This window comes from Actinoplanes sichuanensis, assembly GCF_033097365.1.
In the GTDB taxonomy this organism is placed as follows: Bacteria; Actinomycetota; Actinomycetes; order Mycobacteriales; family Micromonosporaceae; genus Actinoplanes; species Actinoplanes sichuanensis.
Genome location: NZ_AP028461.1, coordinates 9,774,822 through 9,797,953, shown reverse-complemented (window position 1 = coordinate 9,797,953; position 23,132 = coordinate 9,774,822). Strand labels below are relative to the sequence as shown.

At 69.2% G+C, this 23,132-nt stretch carries 27 protein-coding genes; 15 read left to right on the top strand and 12 right to left on the bottom strand.

Features of this window, described 5'->3' with window-relative positions; translation table 11 throughout:
• Positions 1 to 4: 4 nt before the first annotated feature.
• On the top strand, positions 5 to 1,444 hold the full coding sequence (locus Q0Z83_RS44995; protein WP_317789653.1) for a cellulose binding domain-containing protein: 1,440 nt from the start codon (positions 5 to 7) through the stop codon (positions 1,442 to 1,444).
• Between the two features lie 58 nt (positions 1,445 to 1,502).
• Here the strand turns inward: Q0Z83_RS44995 and Q0Z83_RS44990 are convergent, their stop codons facing one another.
• A complete protein-coding gene (locus Q0Z83_RS44990) occupies positions 1,503 to 2,111 on the bottom strand; it encodes a TetR/AcrR family transcriptional regulator (protein ID WP_317789652.1) in 609 nt (202 codons plus the stop codon).
• 105 nt (positions 2,112 to 2,216) lie between these two features.
• Between Q0Z83_RS44990 and Q0Z83_RS44985 the strand changes: the two genes are divergently transcribed.
• From Q0Z83_RS44985 to Q0Z83_RS44970, 4 genes are all read left to right on the top strand, one after another.
• Entirely contained in the window at positions 2,217 to 2,645 is a 429-nt protein-coding gene (locus Q0Z83_RS44985; RefSeq protein WP_317789650.1) for a MarR family winged helix-turn-helix transcriptional regulator, read from the top strand.
• Entirely contained in the window at positions 2,642 to 4,219 is a 1,578-nt protein-coding gene (locus tag Q0Z83_RS44980) for an MDR family MFS transporter (protein ID WP_317789649.1), read from the top strand. Before Q0Z83_RS44985 ends, Q0Z83_RS44980 begins: the two co-directional genes overlap by 4 nt.
• A 143-nt stretch (positions 4,220 to 4,362) precedes the next feature.
• A complete protein-coding gene (locus Q0Z83_RS44975) occupies positions 4,363 to 5,937 on the top strand; it encodes a GGDEF domain-containing protein (RefSeq protein ID WP_317789648.1) in 1,575 nt (524 codons plus the stop codon).
• 111 nt (positions 5,938 to 6,048) lie between these two features.
• The gene (locus Q0Z83_RS44970) at positions 6,049 to 6,870 is read left to right on the top strand and encodes an SAM-dependent methyltransferase (protein ID WP_317789646.1); all 822 of its coding nucleotides are present in this window, start codon (positions 6,049 to 6,051) and stop codon (positions 6,868 to 6,870) included.
• Positions 6,871 to 6,923: 53 nt separating this feature from the next.
• Here Q0Z83_RS44970 and Q0Z83_RS44965 read toward each other — a convergent pair whose 3' ends face one another.
• Both Q0Z83_RS44965 and Q0Z83_RS44960 read right to left on the bottom strand, forming a co-directional pair.
• Positions 6,924 to 7,286 carry a hypothetical protein gene (locus Q0Z83_RS44965; RefSeq protein ID WP_317789645.1) on the bottom strand — a complete coding sequence of 121 codons (363 nt, stop codon included), beginning with the start codon at positions 7,284 to 7,286 and terminating at the stop codon, positions 6,924 to 6,926.
• Positions 7,279 to 7,527 carry a hypothetical protein gene (locus tag Q0Z83_RS44960; protein WP_317789643.1) on the bottom strand — a complete coding sequence of 83 codons (249 nt, stop codon included), beginning with the start codon at positions 7,525 to 7,527 and terminating at the stop codon, positions 7,279 to 7,281. The genes Q0Z83_RS44965 and Q0Z83_RS44960 overlap by 8 nt, the downstream gene beginning before the upstream one ends.
• A 265-nt stretch (positions 7,528 to 7,792) precedes the next feature.
• On the opposite strand from Q0Z83_RS44960, the gene Q0Z83_RS44955 reads away from it, so the two are divergent.
• On the top strand, positions 7,793 to 8,029 hold the full coding sequence (locus Q0Z83_RS44955) for a DUF397 domain-containing protein (protein ID WP_317789642.1): 237 nt from the start codon (positions 7,793 to 7,795) through the stop codon (positions 8,027 to 8,029).
• A 40-nt stretch (positions 8,030 to 8,069) separates the two neighbouring features.
• Here the strand turns inward: Q0Z83_RS44955 and Q0Z83_RS44950 are convergent, their stop codons facing one another.
• A complete protein-coding gene (locus Q0Z83_RS44950) occupies positions 8,070 to 8,960 on the bottom strand; it encodes a helix-turn-helix domain-containing protein (RefSeq protein WP_317789641.1) in 891 nt (296 codons plus the stop codon).
• Between the two features lie 357 nt (positions 8,961 to 9,317).
• On the opposite strand from Q0Z83_RS44950, the gene Q0Z83_RS44945 reads away from it, so the two are divergent.
• The 5 genes from Q0Z83_RS44945 (at position 9,318) to Q0Z83_RS44925 (ending at position 11,154) form a co-directional block, all read left to right on the top strand.
• The gene (locus tag Q0Z83_RS44945) at positions 9,318 to 9,581 is read left to right on the top strand and encodes a hypothetical protein (RefSeq protein WP_317789640.1); all 264 of its coding nucleotides are present in this window, start codon (positions 9,318 to 9,320) and stop codon (positions 9,579 to 9,581) included.
• Complete coding sequence (locus tag Q0Z83_RS44940) at positions 9,578 to 9,733, top strand: hypothetical protein (protein ID WP_317789639.1); 156 nt, start codon at positions 9,578 to 9,580, stop codon at positions 9,731 to 9,733. Before Q0Z83_RS44945 ends, Q0Z83_RS44940 begins: the two co-directional genes overlap by 4 nt.
• A gap of 10 nt (positions 9,734 to 9,743) precedes the next feature.
• On the top strand, positions 9,744 to 10,079 hold the full coding sequence (locus tag Q0Z83_RS44935) for a winged helix-turn-helix transcriptional regulator (RefSeq protein ID WP_317789638.1): 336 nt from the start codon (positions 9,744 to 9,746) through the stop codon (positions 10,077 to 10,079).
• A 92-nt stretch (positions 10,080 to 10,171) separates the two neighbouring features.
• On the top strand, positions 10,172 to 10,810 hold the full coding sequence (locus Q0Z83_RS44930) for a malonic semialdehyde reductase (RefSeq protein ID WP_317789637.1): 639 nt from the start codon (positions 10,172 to 10,174) through the stop codon (positions 10,808 to 10,810).
• A gap of 77 nt (positions 10,811 to 10,887) precedes the next feature.
• Entirely contained in the window at positions 10,888 to 11,154 is a 267-nt protein-coding gene (locus tag Q0Z83_RS44925; protein ID WP_317789636.1) for a DUF3040 domain-containing protein, read from the top strand.
• On the opposite strand, the gene Q0Z83_RS44920 is transcribed toward Q0Z83_RS44925, so the two are convergent.
• From Q0Z83_RS44920 to Q0Z83_RS44890, 7 genes are all read right to left on the bottom strand, one after another.
• Entirely contained in the window at positions 11,132 to 11,968 is an 837-nt protein-coding gene (locus tag Q0Z83_RS44920) for a phosphoribosylaminoimidazolesuccinocarboxamide synthase (RefSeq protein WP_317789634.1), read from the bottom strand. The genes Q0Z83_RS44925 and Q0Z83_RS44920 overlap by 23 nt on opposite strands.
• Positions 11,969 to 12,037: 69 nt before the next feature.
• Positions 12,038 to 13,261: an MFS transporter gene (locus tag Q0Z83_RS44915; protein ID WP_317789633.1), complete on the bottom strand. Its 1,224-nt coding sequence runs from the start codon at positions 13,259 to 13,261 to the stop codon at positions 12,038 to 12,040.
• Between the two features lie 197 nt (positions 13,262 to 13,458).
• Positions 13,459 to 14,541, bottom strand: coding sequence for an outer membrane protein assembly factor BamB family protein (locus Q0Z83_RS44910; protein ID WP_317789632.1), 1,083 nt, complete (start codon positions 14,539 to 14,541; stop codon positions 13,459 to 13,461).
• Positions 14,542 to 14,636: 95 nt separating this feature from the next.
• Positions 14,637 to 15,251: a DUF305 domain-containing protein gene (locus Q0Z83_RS44905; protein ID WP_317789630.1), complete on the bottom strand. Its 615-nt coding sequence runs from the start codon at positions 15,249 to 15,251 to the stop codon at positions 14,637 to 14,639.
• Entirely contained in the window at positions 15,248 to 16,057 is an 810-nt protein-coding gene (locus Q0Z83_RS44900; protein ID WP_317789629.1) for a lytic polysaccharide monooxygenase, read from the bottom strand. Before Q0Z83_RS44900 ends, Q0Z83_RS44905 begins: the two co-directional genes overlap by 4 nt.
• A gap of 103 nt (positions 16,058 to 16,160) precedes the next feature.
• Positions 16,161 to 17,465, bottom strand: a complete 1,305-nt coding sequence (locus tag Q0Z83_RS44895) for a sensor histidine kinase (protein WP_317789628.1) — start codon at positions 17,463 to 17,465, stop codon at positions 16,161 to 16,163.
• Positions 17,462 to 18,148: a response regulator transcription factor gene (locus Q0Z83_RS44890; RefSeq protein WP_317789627.1), complete on the bottom strand. Its 687-nt coding sequence runs from the start codon at positions 18,146 to 18,148 to the stop codon at positions 17,462 to 17,464. Before Q0Z83_RS44890 ends, Q0Z83_RS44895 begins: the two co-directional genes overlap by 4 nt.
• 36 nt (positions 18,149 to 18,184) lie before the next feature.
• Here Q0Z83_RS44890 and Q0Z83_RS44885 point away from each other — a divergent pair, with 36 nt between their 5' ends.
• From Q0Z83_RS44885 to Q0Z83_RS44875, 3 genes are all read left to right on the top strand, one after another.
• Positions 18,185 to 18,784, top strand: a complete 600-nt coding sequence (locus Q0Z83_RS44885; RefSeq protein ID WP_317789626.1) for a DNA mismatch repair protein MutL — start codon at positions 18,185 to 18,187, stop codon at positions 18,782 to 18,784.
• A 183-nt stretch (positions 18,785 to 18,967) separates the two neighbouring features.
• Positions 18,968 to 20,944, top strand: coding sequence for a M4 family metallopeptidase (locus Q0Z83_RS44880; RefSeq protein WP_317789625.1), 1,977 nt, complete (start codon positions 18,968 to 18,970; stop codon positions 20,942 to 20,944).
• A 143-nt stretch (positions 20,945 to 21,087) separates the two neighbouring features.
• Entirely contained in the window at positions 21,088 to 21,699 is a 612-nt protein-coding gene (locus Q0Z83_RS44875; RefSeq protein WP_317789624.1) for a biotin transporter BioY, read from the top strand.
• Positions 21,700 to 21,989: 290 nt separating this feature from the next.
• On the opposite strand, the gene Q0Z83_RS44870 is transcribed toward Q0Z83_RS44875, so the two are convergent.
• On the bottom strand, positions 21,990 to 22,421 hold the full coding sequence (locus Q0Z83_RS44870) for a MarR family winged helix-turn-helix transcriptional regulator (protein ID WP_317789622.1): 432 nt from the start codon (positions 22,419 to 22,421) through the stop codon (positions 21,990 to 21,992).
• 58 nt (positions 22,422 to 22,479) lie between these two features.
• Between Q0Z83_RS44870 and Q0Z83_RS44865 the strand changes: the two genes are divergently transcribed.
• Positions 22,480 to 23,100: a maleylpyruvate isomerase family mycothiol-dependent enzyme gene (locus Q0Z83_RS44865; RefSeq protein WP_317789620.1), complete on the top strand. Its 621-nt coding sequence runs from the start codon at positions 22,480 to 22,482 to the stop codon at positions 23,098 to 23,100.
• The last annotated feature ends 32 nt before the right edge of the window (positions 23,101 to 23,132 follow it).

Here is a 23,132-nt window from a genome sequence, read left to right as displayed (position 1 = left end):
CCCCATGCAACGCAGTCGTCTGCGGTTCGCCATCTACTCGTCGGCCGCGCTGCTGGCCGTCGGCGGCGGCATCGGCGCTGCGCTCGCCGCGACCACGCCCGCCGGCCCGGCCTCACTCACCGCGTCGTTCGCCAAGGACAGCGACTGGGGCACCGGCTACCAGGCCCGATACACGATCCGCAACAGCGGCGGGACCGCCGTCGAGGGCTGGAAGCTGGTCTTCGGCCTGCCGTCGACGGCCAAGGTGACCAGCTACTGGGACACCGTCATCACGAACTCGGGCACCTCGAAGACGGCCGGTAACGCGAACTGGAACGGCACGATCCCGGCCGGGGCGACCGTCTCGTTCGGGTTCATCGTGACCGGCAGCGGCGACCCGACGAGCTGCACGATCAACGGGGCGTCCTGTTCGGGCGGCGTGGTCACGCCGCCCCCGGCCACCGCGACCGCCACCCCGACGAAGACCGCCACCGCCACGCCCACCCCCACGAAGACCGCGACGGCCACCCCCACGAAGACGGCGACCGCCACCGCGACCGCCACGGCCACCACGCCGGCCGGCAGCGACGTGCTGGTCGCGCCCTATGTGGACATGGGTCTGCTCTCCAACGGCGCGACCACCCTGTCGTCGCTGGCCGCCGGCGGTGGCGTGAAGTCGTTCAGCCTCGCCTTCGTCACCGGCGCGGGCTGCAAGGCCAGCTGGTTCGCGGCGTTCGACCCGCGGCAGAAGCAGTTCGCCGACCAGATCGGGGCGATCCGCTCGGCCGGCGGCGACGTGAAGGTGTCCTTCGGCGGCGCCACCGGTGTCGAGCCGGCCCAGGCGTGCACCAGCGTGTCCGCGCTGCAGGCCGAGTACCAGGCGGTCGTCGACGCGTACCGGTTGAAGTACATCGACCTGGACATCGAGGGTGCCGCGGTGGCCGACCCGGCCTCGGTGGCCCGCCGCTCGACCGCCCTGGCCGCGCTGCAGAAGGCGAACCCGGGTCTGAAGATCTCATTGACCCTGCCGGTGCTGCCCGAGGGCCTGACCGCGGACGGCCTGAACGTGGTGAGGTCGGCCAAGAACGCCGGAGTCGACCTCGACCTGGTCAACATCATGGCGATGGACTACGGCCGGGCCGGTCAGGACTACGGCGATCTCGCCATCCAGGCCGTCGACTCGACCCAGGCGCAGATCAAGTCGATCTACGGCAACAGCGACGCGGCCGCGTACCGGATGGTCGGCGTCACCCCGATGATCGGCGTGAACGACGACAACGGCGTCTTCACCCAGGCCGACGCCCGTGACCTGGTCGCCCACGCCAACGCCAAGCACATCGGCTTCGTCTCGCTGTGGGAGGCGCACCGTGACAGGAACGCCTGCTCCGGCGCCCTGTTCCAGTGCACCAACGTGAGCCAGACGTCCTTCGAGTTCACCCGGATCCTGGCCGGCTTCAAGGGCTGATCCACCTCGGCGAGACCAGCGCGGCTCCGGGAAACCCCACCTCGGAGCCGCGCTTTCGTCATGTCTGGGCGGCGAACCCCCGGCCCGCCATCTCCAGTGCCTCGCGGGCCACCTCCCAGAACTTCCGCTCGGCCGGATGCTCCAGCCAGACGTTCAGCGAGACCCGCAGCACGGCCAGGAAGGTCGCGGCGACGAGCTTCGCCCGTACCCCCGATGGGTCTTGATCTTTGAATCGGACCGCGACCTGGTCGCTCAGCTCGCGCTCCAGCGCGGCGAAGGTCTGCACCTGCGCCGCGGCCAGCGACGGATGCCGCCGCACCAGGCGGCTCTGCGCGATCCACTCCGGATCGAGGTCGCCCAGCCCGGCGTAGAACTCGGCGGCGGCCGCGGTCAGCGCGGTCCACGGCGACTCGGCCGCCGGCCGGCCCTGAACCAGGCCGGAGAGCAGCAGCATGCGACGCCGGTCGGCGTGGAAGAGCGCCTCCTCCTTGTTCGCGAAGTAGTTGGAGAAGGTCCGCCGGGAGACACCGGCCCGGTCGGCGATGGCGTCCACCGTGATCCGGTCCGGCCCCAGCTCCAGAGCCAGCCGCAACGCCGCCTCGTAGAGGGCCTGACGGGTGGCCTCCTTCTTGCGCTCGCGAAGGCCCTGCTCGGTCGCCGCACTCATGATCTGAGCGTACCGGCGTGTGATTCAGTTCCCAATGAGCAAACTTGCACACCAGGCAAGTTTAGGAAGATAGTTGTATGCAGCAAGCATCACGAGGAGGCGGTCATGAACGAACAGCGCGGACTGATGGATGCCTTCCATGACCTCCTCAAGGCCGTCCGGCTGCTCAAACAGCAGGAGCCCACGATCGCGCCGCTCGGGATGCTGGCCGCGATCCGCCGCCACGAGCCGGCCGGCAACTGCCATCTGAAAGAGCTGGCGGCCGACCACGCGCTCGACCCGTCGACGGTCAGCCGGGCGGTCGCCGGCCTGGTCCGCGACGGCCTGGTGATCCGCATCGCCGATCCGGCCGACGGGCGAGCCAGCACCCTGCGGCTCACCGACCGGGGCAACACGGTCCTCGACGAGGTCCGCAGCCGCTACGAGAAGCAGATCACCGCGGCACTGCACGACTGGACGCCCGCGGAGATCACCACGCTCACCACGTCACTCAACCGATTCGCCAACGACCTGATCCTGGAGGCCTCACGATGAGCGCAACCAAAGTCGATCGGGTGGAGCAGCAGGGCCCGATGAGCCACCGCGAGATCATGGAGGCACTGTCCGGCCTTCTGCTCGTGCTCTTCGTGGCGATGGCCAGCTCCACCATCGTCTCCACCGCCCTGCCGAAGATCATCGGTGATCTCGAGGGCACCCAGACGCAGTACACCTGGGTGGTCACCGCGACCCTGCTGACCGCCACCGCGTCCACCCCGATCTGGGGCAAACTGGCCGACCTCTACAGCAAGAAGGTCCTGGTCCAGGTCTCGATCGTCATCTTCATCCTGGGTTCGCTGATCGCCGGCTTCACCCAGAACACCGAGCAGCTCATCGCCGCCCGCGCCTTCCAGGGCCTCGGCATGGGTGGTGTGCAGGCGCTGGTGCAGGTCGCCATCGCCGCGATGATCCCGCCCCGCGAGCGCGGCCGCTACAACGGCTACCTCGGTGGCGTGATGGCGCTGGCCACGGTCGGCGGCCCACTGCTCGGCGGCCTGATCGTCGACACCGACGCACTCGGTTGGCGCTGGTGCTTCTTCATCGGCGCGCCGTTCGCCGTGATCGCCCTGATCGTCCTGCAGAAGACGCTGCACCTGCCGGTCATCCGCCGGGAGAACGTGAAGATCGACTACCTGGGCGCCTCCCTGATCGCCGCGGGCGTCAGCGTCATCCTGGTCTGGGTGTCCTTCGTGGACGACTCGTTCGCCTGGCTCTCCTGGCAGACCGCGGCCATGGTCGGTGGTGGCGTGGTGCTGCTCGCACTCGCCGTCTGGGTCGAGTCCCGGGTCGCCGAGCCGGTCGTGCCGCTGCCCATCGTCCGGGAGCGCACCACGACGCTGGCGATCATCGGCAGCCTGGCGGTCGGCATGGCGATGTTCGGCGGCTCGGTCTTCCTCGGGCAGTACTTCCAGATCGGCCGGGGCTACAGCCCGACCGAGGCCGGTCTGCTGATGATCCCGATGATGGGCGGCGTGCTGGTCTCCTCGACCCTCGCCGGGCGGGCGATCACCAAGAGCGGACGGATCAAGCCGTACGTGGTGGCCGGCACGATCACCCTGGTCGCCGGGTTCGCCGCGCTCTCGTTCCTGGACCACGACACCCCGCTCTGGTACATCGGTACCGCGATGGCCGTCGTCGGCGTCGGGGTCGGCATGTCGATGCAGAACCTGGTCCTCGCCGTGCAGAACACCGTCTCCCTCAAGGACATCGGCGCGGCCAGCTCCACGGTCGCCTTCTTCCGGTCGCTCGGCGGCACGATCGGCGTCTCGGTGCTCGGCGCGGTCCTCGCCCGGCACGTCGCCGACTCGATGACCGAGCAGCTGACCGCGATGGGCGTGCCGGCCGGCACGGCGTCGAGCGCGGGTGGCAGCCTCAACCTGAGCAGCCTGCCGGAGACGATCCAGCACGTGGTTCGGGTCGCTTACGGCGACGCGACCGGGCACATCTTCCTGATCTCGGCCGCGGTGGCCGTGGTCGGTGTGATCGCCGCGGTGGCGATGAAGCCGACGAAGCTGCGGTCGACCGTCGACCTGGCGCCCGAACGGCCGCTCGTCTCCTCCGCTTCTGAATAGGTCGCAGATCACTCCGTACTCCCTGGGGTCAGCTCCTCACGCAGAGCTAGCCTCGGGGAGCCCGGCGTTTTCCCTCAACCCCGGCTTTCGTACGCCGATGGCCTCGCTGAGGAAATGCACGCGCCGGAGGAGGGAGGCGGTTGATGGAGTACCCGATCGACGCCGACATGCTCTCGGCTGCCCTTCTCGACATCGAGGACAGACGATCCTGGGATGCCCACGCCGAGCTGGCGCGGGCCATCCGTCTGGAAGAGGCGGCTCACCGGCTCGGCGATCCCCTGCTGATCGCGCGAGCCCGACTCTGCCAGGCCAACATGCGGATGCGCCTCGGCGACATCAGCGCGGCCACCGAGCAGATCTGGCAGGTCCACGAGTGGGCGGTCGCCAACGACGCCCGCGTCCTGATGGCTCGCATGCACATGCTCTGGGCCTACATCCACCAGCACCTCGGTGACGCCGAGCAGGGCCTGGAGCAGGCATTGCTCGCGGTCGAGCTGCTCGACGAAGACTGCACCACGCACATGCACATCTGGCACCGCACCAAGCTCGCCGACGCCTTCTGGGCGGCCGGCTCGATGGACGCGGCTCGCATCCGATATGCGCAGGCCGAGGAGCTGGCCGTGCCGGCCGGCCACCCGGCCCTGCTGTGCCTGCTCAACAACCACGCCTACGCGGAGTACGACTCCGGCGACCAGCAGCGCGCCGAGGAGGTGGCAGACCGCCTGTTGCGGCTCGCCGACGAGTGGGAGATGACACTCGAGCCGGCCTACCTCGACACGATCGGCTCGATCCAGATCGGCAACGGCCGGTATGCCGAGGCCGAGCGCACCCTGGCGCTCTGTCTGGAGCGGCACGCCGAGGGCAAGTGGGACGACGCCAACGACATGGCGCAGTATCTGGTGACCCTGGCCCAGGCGCAGCGCGGTCTCGGCAAGTTCGACCTGGCCCAGGCCAGCCTGGACGAGGCGCACCAGCAGTGCATCGAGCGTGACCTCGGCGAGTCCCTGGTCCGCATGCACCAGGAGCAGGCCGAGCTGTTCGCGGCACGCGGTGACTACCAGGCCGCCTTCGCCGCGCATCAGACGTTCTTCTCGGCGTACCAGGACCAGCATTCGCTCCAGCGTGAGGCGCGGGCCCGGACCAGGCAGGCGATGTTCGAGACGGTCGAGGCCCGACAGGAGGCGGAGCGTTTCCGTGAGCAGGCTCGCCGCGACCCGCTGACCGGCCTGCACAACCGCCGCCACATCGACGAGAAGCTACCGGTCCTGATCGAGTCCGACCCGGCACTCACCATCGCGCTCGTCGACCTCGACCACTTCAAGCAGATCAACGACCGGCTCTCGCACAACGTCGGCGACCAGGTCCTGGTCCGGGTGGCTGGTCTGCTCGCCGACGGGGTGGCCGCCGCCTGCCCGGGTGGATTCGCCGCCCGGATGGGTGGTGAGGAGTTCCTGATCGTGCTGCCCGGCACCACGGCGGGCCGGGCCGTCGCCCTGCTCGACTCGATCCGCCGTACGGTCCGCGACCACGACTGGCACGGGATCACCCGGGGCCTGCCGGTGACCATCAGCATCGGAGTCGCCACCAGCGCCGACGCCACGGTGCCGACCCAGCCCGCCCTACTGTCCACTGCGGACGATCATCTGTACGCTGCCAAGCACGCCGGACGTGACCGCGTCGTCTCGGCCGCCTCTCGGGGCCTCGCCTCCGCCGCCTGAAAACCGGATTCCGGGGGTTAAGTCGGTCGATCGTTGCGGCTAGGCTGGTCGGGTCGTGACGCGGCGTGTCGACGCGAGGTATCGCCGCGTTCTCTTGCAAGGAGGCGGGTCGTGGCAGAGGGCAGTTCCGCACCTATCGAGGTCGCCCCGCCCGGGGTCAACATCAACGCTCCGCACTCGGCCCGCATATATGACTACTGGCTGGGCGGCAAGGACAACTTCGCCGTCGACCGAGCTGTCGGCGAGGCGATGATCCAGGCCATCCCCGGTATGCGATACATGGCCAAGGAGAATCGGAAGTTCGTCCACCGGGTGGCCCGTGACCTGGTCCGCAAAGAGGGCATCCGCCAGTTCCTGGACATCGGCACCGGCATCCCGACCCGGCCCAACCTGCATGAGGTCGCGCAGAGCATCGAGCCGTCGACGCGGGTGGTCTATGTGGACAATGATCCGATCGTGCTGGTGCACGCCCGGGCGCTGATGCTGAGCCACCCGTCGGGCCGCAGTGAGTACATCGCCGCCGACATCCGCAAGCCGGCCTCGATCCTCACCGACCCGGCGCTGCTCGACACCCTCGATCTGAAGCAGCCGGTCGGGTTGACCCTGATCGCGATCCTGATGCTGCTCGCCGACGCCGACGACCCGTGGTCGAAGGTCGCGGAGCTGGCTGACGCCCTACCGTCCGGCAGCTGCCTGGCGATCACCCACCCGACCGCCGATTTCAATCCCGACGAGGTCAATGCGGCGGTCGCCGCGGCCACCGGTGCCGGCATGACCCTGGTCGCCCGCACGCGTGAGGCGGTCGAGCGGTTCTTCGGCGACTGGGAGCTGCTGGACCCGGGTGTCTCCCCGGTGTCGACATGGCGGCCGGACGAGCCGGTGGACAACCCGGAGGCCGCTTACTACTGGGCCGGAGTCGCCCGCAAGCCGTGATGTGGACCGGGTGGGCGGCCCAGCACGGGGAACCGCGCCGCCCACCCGGCGTTCTACACGGGTGTGCTGCTACGCAACACCCTCAGGCGGGGGCGCCGGGGGACGGGCGGGACCGGCACACACGCCGCACGGACGAGCATCTCGCGGACGGCACCATCACGCCCGAAGCGATCGATCACGACACCGCGCACGGCGAGCCAGTAGTCACCCTCGTGGGGAATGGGCTTCGCCCAGTTGACCCACTCGAGGCGCAGCCGGATCGGGCCGATGCCGTAGCAGTAGTCCGTCTCGGCGAACTCATAGACCGGCCAGGACGGCCCACTGGGCCGTAGCCGGTTGCCGCGGACATGTGGACCCCGCGCCTGCGGGGGCCGGGCAGGTCGCTGCCGGCGGTGGCAACGAACGAGCTCAGTCACGCGCGTCGGACTCACCCTCCTCGGCAGGCGGCCTGCGGACGGTCGTCCCGCCGGGCCGGCTCAACGCATACCTGACCCCTCCGAACCGGTGCGTCACCATGGTCGCCCTGGTCGACGCCGCGAACACCTCGTCGGCGAACGGCGCGTCCCGGTGAACCAACGAGTTTCCCCAGCGCGGACCGTCGGCCACGCCGGGGTCGCCCGGTTCGGGGAGTTCTGGGCCGACGTTGGGTATCGACATTGCTTGTCACCTCTCGCTAAGGACGCCCCCGCCAGGGAGCCTCGCGCCGAGGCCGCAGACTGTCGCTCCGCGACCGACCCGTCACCTAAAGATGTCACCCTGAGTGACACCCCTAGGGAGTAGTACGTGCGTTATCATGCTCAGAATCCCGTGACTACGCAAGGCCAGATGCACGTGCATTTGCATCGACGACCTGAATTGGGCACGCGGACACCACCGACTCCGGATCGATGGGCGATCCGGGGGCAAATCTAGGGAGCTTGGAATGACCAACGTGGTCAACGGCATGCCTGCCGGCGAACTCCAGGGAGTCACCTGGCAGAAGAGCCGCCGCAGCAACCCGAGTGGCAACTGCGTTGAGTGCGCCGTCCTGCCCAACGGCGACGTCGCTGTGCGTAACTCCCGGGATCCCGAGGGTGCTGCACTGATCTACAACCGCGCCGAGATCGAGGCCTTCCTCGGCGGCGTCCGCGACGGTGACTTCGACAACCTGATCGCCTGATCTCTGCCAGGCGACACAACGCTCGGCCGCTCGGTCTTCTCTAGACCGGGCGGCCGACCTCGTTCAGCAGCTTGCCGAGGATCTCGGGAGTGTGGTTCGGCGGCTCGGCGTCGATACAGACCCGCTCCATCGCCATCGCGTAGTGGTCCACGTCTTCGCGCTTGTCCAGATAGATGGCACTGGTCAGCTGCTCCACATAGACCACGTCGGGCAGCTCGGGCTCGGGGAACCGCAGGATCGCGAACGGCCCGCCGGCCGCGGCGTGCCCACCGGCCAGGAACGGGATGATCTGGAGCCGGACCCCGGGCAGCTTCGACGCCTCGATCAGCGCCTCGATCTGCGCCCGCATCACGTCGATGCCGCCGATCGGCCGCCGCAGCACCGCCTCGTCGATCACCGCCCACAGCTGGGGGCCACCCGACCGGGTGAGAATCTGCTGCCGCTGCAACCGCACGTCGACCCGGCGGTTGATCTCCTCCGAGCTGGCGCCGGCGTGACCCAGCATGATCACGGCACGCGCGTAGTCGGGCGTCTGGAGCAGACCGGGAACGAACTGGATCTCGTAGGTCCGGATCAGCGAAGCGGCCGCCTCCAGACCCAGATAGGCCTGGAACCAGTTCGGCAGGACGTCACCGAAGTGCTGCCACCAACCCGGATTGTTGGCCTGACGGGCGAGACCGATCAGCGCTTCCCGCTCGGCGGAGTCGGACACGCCATACATGGTCAACAGGTCGGCGACGTCGCGTTCCTTGAAGCTGACGCGGCCGAGCTCCATGCGGCTGATCTTGGAACCGGAGGCGCGGATCTCATAGCCGGCCGCCTCCCGGGTGATCCCTCTCGACTCCCGCAGCTTTCGAAGCTGAGAGCCGAGCAGGATGCGCAGCACGGTGGGGCCGCCACCCGGCGCCTCCTCCTGCGAACCCGCGCTCACCTGACTCCTTGTCGCTGCTCTGTGACTGCCCGGCGCAGTCTTTACGCATCCTAGAGCGGAGATCGTCAACCACGAAACCGGTACGGAGCGTCGTTCCCGAGCCGTTCCGTCGTCTTCTCCACACCGCTCATTCGGCGCCCCCGCGCGGCTCGCCGTTGCGGATGCACGTGCAGACGGCCTTGCGAACGCACTTGATGACGAGCATGATAGCTGACAGACACGATCCGACCGCTGACACAGCGTGCCGAAATCTTCGCCTGCTCAGATGTTGCATCGCGTCCCGGCAAGAGTCCGCCTCAAGCCATTGGAGGCATTTCCATGCCGAACCTGACGGCGTCCACGCCTACCGTGACCCCGGTGCATCGAGATCCGGCCGAGGTCGCTCCAGCCGAGAGCTACCGCCCGGCTGACCCGGTGTGGGTGTATCGGGACGGCTGGCGGGCCGGCATCATCGAGGCGGCGTCTCCGCGGGCGGTCACGGTCACCTATCAGCCGAGCAACCACCACCGCGGCACCGGTGTCGACACCTTCACCGCGCCGTATGTGACGTTTCGCGCCGACAGCGCCCCCGACCTCGATCAGCGGGGCCTGAGGCTGGTCCGCCGGAGCCCGCTGGTATGACCGGCGCGGTCACCGTCTCCGCCGTCGTCGGCCTGCTCAGTCTCTTCGCCGGCGTGGCCCTCGGGTGGTATCTGCGAAGCAGCAACGACTGGTGCGCCGAGTGCGCGCAGCCCGAGCAGTTGCCCAACTCCTTGCAGCGACCCGGCGTGTAGCTTTACGTCCATGACAGCGGTCGACGAGCAGCACACCGCGTGCGTTCGCCGCGATGCCGCATTGTCTCGCGCGTTCGAGTTCCTGGGCCGCCGGTGGAACGCGGCGGTCCTCGGCAAACTCCGCGATGGGCCGGTCGGCTTCCGAGACCTCTCCCGGAGCATCACCGGCATCAGCGACTCGGTTCTCTCCAACCGGCTGTCCAGCCTGGTGACGGCCGACCTGATCGTCCGAGTCGTCGACGAGGGCCCGCCGGTCTCGGTCTCCTACGGCCTCACTCCGGCCGGGCACGCTCTGATGCCGGCCCTCGACCAGATCGCCGACTGGGCCGACGAGCACATCCCCTGAGCCGGCCCCCGGGGCCACCCGGCGTTTGCGTGGTGATCGACTTCACCGAGGCACGGGTGGCTTTCCGTCGGTAAGTCGCTAGCTTTTTAGAAGTGGATACTCTTTCTGAAGCGGATCTGATCCCGGACTCGACCACGCGGGCCGCCCGGCTCGACGAGGACGGCCGGGCGCTGCTGTTCACCGAGGCGCGGACCGCATCGTCGTTCGCGGCCACCCCGGTGTCCGACAGCGAACTCGCCGAGATCTGGGACCTCGCGAAGTGGCCGCCGACCGCTTCGAACACTCAGCCGCTGCGGGTGCTCTACGTCCGTACCGAAGAGGGAAAGAGCCGCCTCATCCCGCACCTGGCCGAAGGCAACCGGGCCAAGTCGCAGAGCGCGCCCGTCGTCGCGGTCCTCGCCCTGGACACGGCGTTTCACGAGTATGTGCCCGAGGTCTTCCCGCACAACCCGGGCCTGCGGGACGTCTACGAGGCGAACGAGCCGCTGCGTCTGACCAACGGCACGTTCAGCGCCGCGCTCCAGGCCGGATACTTCATCCTCGCGGCCCGCTCGATCGGCCTCGTCGCCGGACCGATGACCGGTTTCGACAAGCCCGCCGTCGACGCCGAGTTCTTCCCGGACGGGCGGTTCAAGTCGCTGGTGGTGGTGAACCTGGGTCACCCCGGCGAGACCCCCTGGCGGGATCGTCTGCCGCGGTTGTCGCCGGAGACCACGGTTCAGTGGGTGTGACGACGGCCCGACTGTTTCCAGCCGGGCCGTTGTGGGTACGCGGTCGCCGCCCACCCCTTCGAATCGAGGTGACCACCGTGCTCAAACCCGAGGAACAGCAGGTCTTCGCCGGTCTGGTAGCCCAGATCGAAACCGAGGACCCGACTTTCGTACGCCGTGCCGCCCGCCCGCCACGATGGTGGGCGGGCGTCGCCGTTCTGCTGTGGACGATCGCCCCGATCTGCATCGTGTACGGCGGCTGGACCGGCCTGATCGAGGCGTTCCTGGCCGGTGGCTACGGCGCCCACCTGATGCGCAAGCGGCAGCGGTGGGCCGGTCTGCTCAGCGCCAGCGGTCGCCGGTGAGCCGCTCGTAGACCTCGATGTACCGATTGCGGGTGGCCTCGGCGACCTCGTCCGGGATCTCCGGGCCGGGCTCGGTGCGGTCCCAGTCGGTGTTGTTCGTGGCCCAGTCACGGAGGAACTGCTTGTCCAGGTAGCGGGGCACCCGCCCGGGCTGCCACTCACCGGCCTCCCAGAATCGCGACGAGTCGGGCGTGAGCACCTCGTCGCCCATCTTGAGAACGCCGTTCGCGTACCCCACCTCGATCTTGGTGTCGGCGATGATGATGCCGTTGGCCGCCGCGATCTCCGACCCGCGCCGGTAGACCTCCAGCGTCACGCGACGCAACTCCTCGGCGAGCTCCCGACCGACCCGCTCGACGGTCTCCTCGAACGTCAACGGCGCGTCGTGCCCGCCTCCGACCGGCTCCTTGGTGCTGGGCGTGAAGATCGGCTCCGGCAGCTTCGACGACTCGACCAGCCCGTCCGGAAGTCGGTTGCCGGAGATCATCCGTTCCCGCTCGTAGTCCTTGAGCCCCGACCCGGCCAGGTATCCGCGGGCGATGCACTCGACCATGACCATGTCGAGCCGCTCACACCTGATCGCCCGCCCCGCGAACTCGGCCGGAACGTCGGTGGCCGAGATGACGTGGTTGGGGATGACGTCGCTGAGCTGGTCGAACCACCAGAGCGACAGCTGGGTGAGGATCTTCCCCTTGTCCGGGATCGGAGTAGGCAGGATGACGTCATAGATCGAGATCCGATCCGACGCGACGAGGACGAGGTCCCGCCCGTCGGCATAGACGTCCCGAACCTTGCCGGAGTGCAGGAGCTCCACGTGTTCCCCTCAGTGCTGGCGGAGTGGCATGCCTGCTCACGCTACCGAATCGGCTGGGCGGCACCGGGGTCAGGCGGGCTGTTCGGTGGGGCGGTTCAGCAGGACGGACCAGTTCAGCGAGCGGCCCTTCAAGCGCACCAGTACGACCCCTCCCACCACCGCCGCGACGGTGGTGAGCGCGCCGGCCGTGACCAGTGCCCCGCGCGCGCCGAGGGTGTCGCACAGCCAGCCGATCGCCGGTGCGCCGACGATTCCGGACAGCGACGACACGATGCCGACCGTGGCCAGCACCCGGCCGCGCATCTCCTCCCGGGTGTCCAGCTGGATCCGGGTGGAGACGACCGTGTCGAAGATGACGGCGCCGGCGGCGATCGGCAGGATCAGGGCGGCGAAGCCGAGCACGTTCGGGGCCAGGCCGGAGCAGAACTGCAGGGCGCTGATCAGGAGGCCGGTGCCGACCAGGACCCGCAGCGTCGAGCGTCCGGTTCCGGCCAGCAGCAGGCCACCGGCGACCGCACCGACAGCGAAGGCGGTCGACAACAGACCGTACGAACCGGACGTTCCACCCAGCGGGCCGGACACCATCGCGGCCATCGAGACCTGGTAGTTGCGGCCGAGCGAGCCGAGCACGAACGACAGCGCCAGCACCACCATGATCACCGGTCGGCCCCGGAGGTAGCGGAGACCGGCGATGACGCCGCCCTCGGACGGGGCGGCCACGGCGAGGGGACGCATGTCGCCGAGGCGCATGGCGAGCAGGGCGACGATCACCGCGAGATATGACACCGCGTTGATCACGAACAGCGCCGACGGGCCGGTGACGCCGATCAGCACGCCGCCGAGGGCCATGCCGCCGATCCGGCCGGCGGAGCTGAGGACCGAGCCGAGGGCCAGCGCGGAGGCCAGCGTCTCCCGATTGACGAGGGCGGAGCCGAAACGGCCGAGAACCGGACCTTCGAAGGAGCCGATCACGCCGGAGGCCAGGGCGACCGCGTAGATCGTCCAGTTTCCGCCGGGCAGGAGCAGGGCCAGGGCGAGCAGGGCGCGCACCGCCTGGAAGGCGATCAGCATGGGCCGGGCCGGCAGCCGGTCGGCGAGGGCGCCGCCCCAACTGCCGAGCAGGAGCACCGGCAGCGACTGCAGCATGACGACCGCGCCCATCGCGGTGGCCGAGCCGGTGGCCGACAGGATCAGCCAGTTCAACGCCAGCACCTGCATCCACGTGCCGCTGACCGAAACCAGGTCGGCGGTCGCCCACAGCCGGTAGTTGCGCTCTCGGAGCGGCGCGAACATCGGAGCCAAAACGGCGGCACCTCCACAGGAAAGTGGCGCCGTCCCTCGGCGCCACCTCCCCCTTCGGACCAGCCGAAATGCCGCAAAGTTCGAAGAGTCGAGAACAACCCAACAGCAACCCCCGCGGTGGTACGGCCATCACTCCCCGACCGCACCACGCCCGCCCGCCACATCCGGAGGACCGGCCGCACCGGCACTCAGCCGAGGGTTCGGAGCTGTCCGCTCACCACCTGGTGGATCCGTCCGCCGGCCACGATCAGCCGCCCGGGGAGGTCCGGCCCGGCCACCTTCCCGTCGGCGGCGTTCAGCACGGCCGCCCCGGTATAGATCAGCCCAGCGGCGCCGGCCGGCTGTGTCCCGTCGGCCTTCTGCCGTACCGTCCAGACCCGTTTCCCGTCGGCCGCGTTCAGGGCTTCGACGTCGCGTCCGGACACGCGATAGACCCGGTTCCGGTCGACCATGATCGATTCCGAGGACGGGAAGGACGCCGCGGTCCACTCGAGCCGCCCGTCGGAGACCCGGACCGATCGCAGCGTCCCCGTCTCGTCCGTGACCAGGAACCGTTCCGCCCCCGGCGATGCGGCCTGCGCGGTCCACTTCCCTTTCCGGGTCCACCGCACGCTGCCGGTGGCGATCGCGATCCCGGCACTGGTCCCGGTCTCCACGTCGGATCCGTCGGTGGCCCGGGCCAGGATCGTCCCGTCCGCGGACACCCCGGCCGCCAGATACCGGCTCTTCTGCCAGGCCTGCCGCCCGTCCCGGACGTGGTAGGCGATGACCGCATCCTCATCCGAGGGCGATCCGCCGGAGATGACGACGAGACTCTTGTCGACGACCACCGAGTCGACCGGGACGTCCACCGGTAGCCTCCACCGGGGCAGCCCGGTCCGGGCGTCGAGCGCGATGATCTCCCCGTCCGGGTCGCTCTGCGAGTTGCAGTCTCCGCCGGCGACGATCAGCAGCCCGTCGGCGACGGCGAGCCGGGGCGTCTCACTGTCACCGGGATAGGCCCAGTCGTACCGCCAGCTCACGGCTCCGTCCGCCGCCGCGTAGGCGGAGATCCCGAGCTGGTCACTGACGTAGACCCGCCCACCGGACAGCACCGGCTCACCGAATCCGGAACAGCTCTCCGCACTGGTTCGTAGGCCGGCCTGCCACTTCTTGACCACGTGCCGGATCCGGTCGGCGTTGATCACGGTCTCGGCCGGGTTGTGGTGGCTGTCCTCGGCGTCGTATCCGGGGTGGTCCCAGAGCGGCGGCACAACCAGGACCAGGGACACGACCGCGGCGGAAATACTAGGTAGAACCATCATCAGCCCAGAAAACCGGAAAACGGGGCAGTCCGTGATGGACTGCCCCGTTTTCCGACCATCCGTCAGCCGGCGAGCAACTTGAGCATCTGCTGGACCTGGTCGGTACGAGACTGCTTGACCCGCTCCGCGAAGGACTTGGCCAGCTCGTTGCCACCCTTGTCGAGTTCCATCTGAGCGAACTCGACGGCGTTGTGCTGGTGCGCCAGGAAGAGGTTGAGGAACGCCGTCTCGAACTGCGCCTTCTTCACCGTCGTCAGCGAGGCGATCTCCTTGTCCCCGGTGCTCGGCATGCCACCGTGGTCGGCGTGCAGGCTGACCCGCTCGTCGAGGGTGGCCGGCTTACCCCATTCGGCGAGCCAGCTCTTCATCAGCTTGATCTCGTCGGCCTGGGTGACCTGCACGGCCTTGGCCAGCTCGGCGACCTCGGGGCGGGTGGCCCGCTTGGCCGCGGTCTGCGCCATCTCCTGACCCTGGCCCAGGTTGTCGATCAGCATCTGCAGGAACATCACGTCGGTGTCGTTGAACGTCGAGCCCGCGGTGATCTCGGCGACGTTCTTGACGTCGGCCTTGGCGGTGGTGCCGGCCGGCGTGGCCGGCTTGTCGACATCGGTACCGCAAGCGCCCAGCAGCAGCGGGACGGCCGCGATCACCAGCGCGGCGGCCAACCGGCGCTTCACAGCGGCAGCCAGAGGGCGAGCGTCCAGATGGAGGGCTCCCAGCTGCGGATCGACTGGTGCGACTGGCGGCACTTGTAGGAGACCCCCTCGTACGACACCACGTCGTTGATCTTGTAGGCGACCCCCGGTGCCCAGGCCTTGCCGGTCGCCGAGCCGGACGAGGAGGTGCTGGTGGCGGTCGGGGCCGCGGTGGTCGGCGCGGTCGTCGGCGCGGTGGTGGGCGTGGTGGCCGGCGGGGTCGTCGGCGCCGTGGTCGCCGGCGGCGTGGTCGGGGTCGTCGAACCACCGCCGGTGCCACCGATGTTGACGTCCACACAGTTGTAGAAGGCCATCGGGGTGTCGCCGATGTTCCACACCGCGAGAACCGTCTTACGGCCCGAGAAGCGGCTCAGGTCGACGGTGTGCGAGACGGAGGCCGCCGGGATGGCGTTCTTGTCGTCGAAGGTGGCGACCGGGTTGCCGTCCACGTAGTACACCCAGGTGGCCGTCCGGTGCCGCGCGGTCAGGACCCAGTTGAAGGTCACCGACTTCCCGACGTTGGTGGCCCGCCACGGCAGCGAGTCGTCGTTCAGCTCGGAGAAGGCGGCGACACCGCCGTTGCACTCCTTCGACCCCTTGGGCGCCTCCGCGCTCTGCGGCTCGAACTGGATGGCGCCACAGTTCGCGACCGAGCCGGCGGCGCACTGCGCTTGGCGGCTCGGGGGCGAGGAGACGTAGCCGTGTGCCAGGGCGGGCGACGACGCAACCGCCAACGACGAGGCGACCATCCCGAGGGTGGCCAGCGGGTAGGCGATCTTCCTGCGCATGTCAGCTCTCCAATGATTCGACCTGGCAGTTACCGGGCGAACATTAGGAGCGGCTGCCATAACGGAGCCTTAAAGGAACCGGAAACCGCTTTTAAAGCCGTTATCAGCGACGTTTGCGCTGTTCAGCGGGCTCCAGAACGGGTGCGTGCAGGAGGATCCCGATGCGCGCTCCCCCCAACGGGCTGCGGTCGATGACCATTTGACCGCGCACCGTCTCGGCGGCTCGGCGCACGATGTCCAGGCCCAGTCCGGTCGATCCCGCGCCGCTGAAACCGCGGGTCACGGCCCGTTCCGGATCGGGGATGCCGGGTCCCGCGTCGTCGACGAGCAGGCCACTGGTCGAGACGCTGACCCGGAACGCGGTGCCGTCCGGAGTGTGCGAGAAGACGTTGCCGAGCAGCGCGTCCACCACCAGGATCACCTCGCCGGCCGGCATCGGGAGCAGAACCTGCTCGTTGCCGCCGACCACCTCCCAGGGCCGTTCCTGGTCCTCGGCGAGCACCGACCAGAAGGCCAGCCGGTCGGCCAGCACCTCGACCAGGTCGCACTGCTGAGAGCCGCGCTTCTCGATGCTGCCCAGGCGGGCGCCGGTGATGATCGCTTCGAGTTCCTCGTCGAGCAGGTCACAGGCCTGGCGCATACGTTCGGCGATCGGGCCGGGTGGCATCGCCTCGACATCGAGACGGAGGCCGGTCAACGGCGTACGCAATCGGTGGGAGAGATCGGCGGCGAGCTCACGCTCGCGATCCAGCAACCGTCGCAGGTCGTCGGCCATGGTGTTGAACGCGCTGGCCGCGTCGCGCAGTTCGCGCGGCCCGGTCGGGGTGATGCGTTCGTTGAGTTCGCCGCCGCCGAGGCGGCGACTCGCCGCGGCGAGCTGGCGGGTGGACCGGACCAGCTGGCTGCCGAGCCGGTCGGCGAGCAGCGTCGAGCCGCCGACCAGCACGATCGCGAGGCCGCCGAGGGCGAGCCAGGCGAATCCGACGCCGCGCCGGGTCTCCTCACCCGGCACGAAAACCTCGACCACGACGGTACGACCATCGGTGAGCACGGTCGGCTGGAGGTACGCGACCCCGCCCTCGGCCTCGGCGGTGGCGGCCCGGCGTTCCTCGGCCGCCCGCCGCACGGTCGCGTTGCTGAGGTGCGAGGTCCCGATCGGGGCGATGTCGGGCAGGTGCAGGGCGAGCCGCCCGTCGCTGCCGGCCGCGGTACTGGCCACCGCGTTGGTCAGGGTGACCAGATCACTGTCGACACCGAGCACGGTGACCATCGAGGTGGCCTGCTGGCGGGCGTCGGAGATGGCCCGGTCGTAGGCGATCTGCCGGGTCGCGACGGCGAGCGGCACGAGGAAGGCGAGCGCCACCATCGAGGTGATCGCCAGTGCCAGACGGTTGAGCGCCCACCTCATTGCGGATCGACCATCATGACGCCCACTCCCCGTACGGTGTGCAGGTAACGCGGTTTCGCGGCGGTCTCGCCGAGTTTGCGGCGCAGCCAGGAGATGTGGACGTCGATGGTCTGTTCCTCGCCGATCCGCGCCTGCTGCCACACCTGGTTCATCAGCTCGCGGCGGCTGATCACCTGGCCGACCCGTTCGGCAAGATACGCGAGCACGTCGAACTCACGCCGGGTGAGCTGCAACGGCTCGCCACGGAGTTCGACCCGGCGCTGCCGCGGCTTGATCACCAGCTCACCCACCGTGATCGTGTTGGGCTGCTGCTCGGTGATGGTCCGGGCCCGGCGCAGCACCGCCGAGATGCGGGCGAGGATGTGGCCGCCGGAGAACGGCTTGGTCACGTAGTCGTCGGCGCCGGCACTGAGAAGCGCGATGATGTCCGCCTCGGAGCGGCGTGCGGTGGCCACGATCACCGGCACATCGGAGACGGTGCGCATCATCCGCAGCGCGTCGGTGCCGTCGATATCGGGCAGTCCGAGGTCGAGAATCACCAGGTCGGGCCGCTCCTGGGTGACGATCTTCAACGCCTGGGCAGCCTGACCGACCGGGCGCACCACGTGCCCGGCATCGGTCAGCGCCCTGGTCAGGGCGGCCGTGATGATGCGGTCGTCCTCGACCAACAGGATCATCGCCATGGCGATAACCATAGGACCAGGTGCGAGAATGGCCGCGTGCGATCTTCCAGGTGGGTGCCGATAGCCGGGTGGTGTGTGGCCACAGCGACGAGCATCGTGCTCTCCTCGGTGGCGCTCTCCCCGGTTCTCAACGCGGCTCGCGCCGACTCGGGTGAGCTGCCGGACATCGACCAGCTTCCGGCTCCGGCCGCGGTGTCGGAGACCGGCGCCGCGCCGCCCCCGGAGACCGCCGACCCGACCCGCACGACCCGGCCCACACCGTCGCGCAGCCGGCCGTCGTCGGCCGATCCGAAGCCCACGTCCAAGTCGCCGTCGGCTCCCGGATCGTCCCCGGCGACCACCACGACGGCTCCGGCGACCTCCACGGAGAACGGCTGGACCGTCACTACCAGTGACGGCGTGAAGACCTATGTGAAGTCGTTCACCACCGAGGGCGGCGTCGCGGTGATCCGGATGACGAGTAAGGGCATAGTGTCGCTCGTCACTGCCACGCCCGCCGATGGCTACCGGGTGGAGAAGCAGGGGTCCGACGTCAACCTGGCCGTCTACTTCATCCGGACCGAGAAGGGCTTCATCGTCCACGCTCAATGGTGGAACAACGAGCCCTTCGTCGAGGTCAGTGAAGTCGGATCGTGAGGCCTCGATTCCTGAGTACTTCCTGGGAGTCCTGAACGCTTGCTGTGAAGCGCAAGGGTTTTCCCCGATTCGGTGAAGCCTGTCTATACATAACGTCTCACCTCAAGTCACCCCGGTGTGACCCGCCGTCCTGGAGACGGCTGAGGCCCGCCCGCCAATCCCCCGGGCGGGAGAGGAGAAGGCGTGAAATCCCGTACCCCAGTCGTCATCGCCCTGTCCGCCGCGACCGCGGCGGCGTCGGCGATGGTGGCGGTCGTCGGACCGGCGACCGCCCAGACACCGATCCCCACCGACCCCGCCGCGGTCGCGGCGCTCGCGAAGGACTCGGCGGCGGCCCTCATCGCCGATCGCCCCGCGGTGCTGCTGGCCAGCGCCGACGAGGTGTTCGTGCAGCGCCCGGTGATCTCGACAGACAACCTCCAGTACGTCCCCTACGAGCGCACCTACAAGGGTCTGCAGGTCGTCGGTGGTGACTTCGTCGTCGTCACCGACCGCTCCGGCCAGACCCAGTACACGTCGGTGGCGCAGGACCGGCCGATCGGGCAGCTCTCGGTGACCCCGAAGCTCTCCGCGGCCGATTCGATCCCGGCCGCCAAGGCCGAGCTCAAGACCGTGAAGAACGTCGAGAGCACCAAGCTGATCGTGCTCAACACGACCGGTACCCCGGCCCTCGCCTGGGAGTCCGTCATCAACGGCACCAAGATCGACGAACACGGCAACGAGGGCGCGAGCCGGCTCACCGTCGACGTCGACGCGCTCACCGGCAAGGTGCTGCGGACCCAGGACAAGATCAGCCACGTGAGCGGCACCGGCACCGGCTGGATCACCGGCTCGGTCACCCTGGACACCACGCTCTCGGGTAGCACATACAGCCTGAAGGACCCGTCGATCGCGACCCTGACCTGCCAGGACTCGTCGACCAACACGACCTTCAGCGGCACCGACAACGTGTGGGGCAACGGCACCGGCACCAACAAGGAGACCGGCTGCGTCGACGCGTTCTACGCCGCGCAGAAGCAGAAGGCCATGCTGTCCAGCTGGCTCGGCCGCACCGGCTTCACCAGCAGCGGTGGCGCCTGGCCGATCCGCGTCGGCCTGAACGAGACCAACGCCTACTACGACGGCAGCCAGGTCCAGATCGGCAAGAACAGCGCCGGCCAGTGGATCTCCTCGCTCGACGTCGTCGGCCACGAGATCGGCCACGGCATCGACGACAACACCCCCGGCGGCATCTCCGGCAACGGCACCCAGGAGTTCGTCGGCGACGTGTTCGGCGCGGCCACCGAGGCCTACGCCGCCAACGCCAACGACCCGGCCGACTACCAGGTCGGCGAGGAGGTCAACCTGGTCGGCAGCGGCCCGATCCGGTACATGTACAACCCGTCGCTCGCCGGCGACGACAACTGCTACTCCAGCAGCACCCCGAGCCAGGAGGTGCACGCCGCGGCCGGTCCCGGCAACCACTGGTTCTACCTGCTCGCCGAGGGCACCAACCCGACCAACGGGCAGCCGGCCAGCACCCGGTGCACCGGCACCGGCGCTCTGACCGGCGTCGGCATCCAGACCGCCACCAAGATCATGTACAACGCGATGCTGATGAAGACCAGCAGCTCGTCCTACCTGAAGTACCGCACCTGGACGCTGACCTCGGCCAAGGCCCTGGACAGCACCTGTGGCCTGTTCAACAAGACCAAGGCCGCCTGGGACGCGGTGAGTGTGCCGGCCCAGACCGCCGACCCGACGTGCACCACCAGCACGCCGACCACGTCGCCGACCGCGTCGCCCACCACCTCGCCGACCACCGCCCCGACCGGTTGCACCGGCACCAACGCCACCGACGTGTCGATTCCGGACGCCGGCAGCGCGATCTACAGCGACATCGTGATCAGCGGCTGCGCCCGCAGCGCGTCGTCCACCTCGACGGTCGCGGTGAACGTCGTGCACACCTACCGGGGTGACGTGAAGCTCGACCTGGTGGCACCGGACGGCAGCACCTACGCCCTGAAGGCGACGTCCAGCTCCGACAGCACGGACAACATCGTCACCACCTACACCGTCAACCTCTCCAGCGAGGCGGCGAACGGCACCTGGCGCCTGAAGGCCCAGGACGTCTACTCGTCGGACACCGGCTACATCAACACCTGGACGCTCACCATCTGATCCACCTGATCGTTTTCGGGCCGTCCCACACCGGGACGGCCCGAAAACGATCACTTCCGTATCACAGTTCTTTCTGCACGGCTGACGTCGATACACGGCGGGACCTAAGGTTCCTCCTACATGTACGGACAGGAGGTCCTCCGGTGACTTACAGCGCTTTCGGCGTGCACCCCGGGAGATCGACGGGTGTCCTGGCCGATGTGTGGGGCCGGTCCGCCGTACGCGATGTGCTCCTGACCCTGGGCGCCGCCGGCGCCGTCGGCCTCGCCGCGCAGATCGCCATCCCGGTCCCCGGTTCGCCGGTGCCGATCACCGGGCAGACCTTCGCCGTGCTCCTCGCCGGTGCCACCCTGGGCGCGGCCCGCGGCGCCGCCGGCATGATCGTCTACGTCCTGGCCGGCGTCCTCGGGGTGCCGTGGTTCGCCGCCGGCACGTCCGGTTGGCCTTCGGCGACCGCCGGCTACCTGGTCGGTTTCGTGCTCGCGGCGGCCCTGACCGGCCAGCTCGCGGCGCTCGGTGGGGACCGCCGCCCGTCACACACGATCGGTCTGATGGCCGCCGGCCACGCCCTGATCTACCTGGTCGGCGTGCCGTGGCTGGCGTTCTCGACGGGCATCGACGTGCCCGCCGCGGTCGGTGCGGGCCTGGTGCCGTACCTGATCGGCGATGTCCTGAAGACGCTCTTCGCGGCCGCGCTGCTCCCGGCCACCTGGCTGCTGGTCCACAAGCGCACCGACACCCACGACCGGTACTGAGGAAACCGCGACCGGGGGTCGAGGACGCCCGCCTTCCGGGCTCCCGGTTGAGACCCGCCTCCCGGTTGAGACCCGCCTCCCGGGTCGAGATCCGCGTCTCGGGCCCGAGGACGCACCTCCCGGGCGAGACTCACCTCCCGGGCCGAAAGCCGCCACCCGGGCCGAAAGCCGCCACCCGGGCCGAAGGCCGCCACCCGGCCTCCCGGTTGAGAGCCGCCTCCCGGATCGAAACCCGCGCGCCGGGTCGAGACACCCGCATTCGGCATCGAGACGCGCCCGTCCGATTTCGATCAGTCACCGGCCCACGGGTCGGTGATCTCCCTGAGCCGTTCGAGCGTGTCCCGCAGCTGAGCCATCCGCCGCGCGCCCAGGTGGGCCGCCCACTCCGCCTCCACCTCGGCGACGACCGCGGCCGCGACCTCACCGGCGGCCCGACCGCGCTCCGCGACACACACCAGCCGCGCCCGGGCGTCGGTCGGATCGGGGACCCGCTCCACATGACCGGCCCGCTCCAGCTGGTCCACCAGGAAGCCCGCCGTCTGTTTGGTGACCTGCGCCTGCTCGGCCAGCTCGCCGAGCCGGGTGCCGGACGGTCCGATCCTCTGGAAGATCCGCGCCTGGGCGGCGGTGATCTCGAAGCCGGCCGCGACGACGGCGTCGAGCACGCGTCTCTCCATCGCGCGGTGGGCGACGAACATCAACAGCCCGACATTGAGCGCCATCTGCACACCTTAGCGTGATAGTCAGACACACTGACGAAATAAGTCAGAGAATCTGACTATGAACCGAGACGAATCCTGGGCGGTGATCGCCGATCAGCGTCGGGCGGTGGCCGACCTGCTGGCCGAGTTGACCGATCCGGAATGGGACACCCCGTCGCTCTGCGCGGACTGGCGGGTACGCGACGTGGCCGCACATCTCGCGCTGGCGCCGCAGCCACCGGGTCTGCTCACGATGACCACCGAGGCGATCCGGGCCGGCGGCCGCTTCCACCGGCTCAATCACGACCTCGCCGTCCGGCACGCGAATCGACCGTCCGCCGATCTGGTCGCCGAACTGCGGCGGCATGCCGACTCCCGACGGCTGCCGGCGGTGACGAACTACCGCAACATCCTCTTCGACGTGCTGGTGCACGCCCAGGACATCGCGGTCCCGCTGGAGCGTCCGCTGGTCATGCCGCTCCGCGCCGCGGCGGCCGGCGCGACCCGGGTATGGACGATGGGGTGGCCGTTCTGGGCTCGGCGCCGACTACCGGCGGTACGCCTGGTCGCCACCGACACGGACTGGTCGGTCGGTGACGGCGCCGAGGTGTGCGGGCCGATCTCGGCACTGCTCCTCCTACTGACCGGCCGCCGAGCCCGGTGCCCCGAACTGTCCGGCCCCGGAACCGCGCGACTCTGAACCCACAGGCTGTGCACACAGCCTGTGGATAA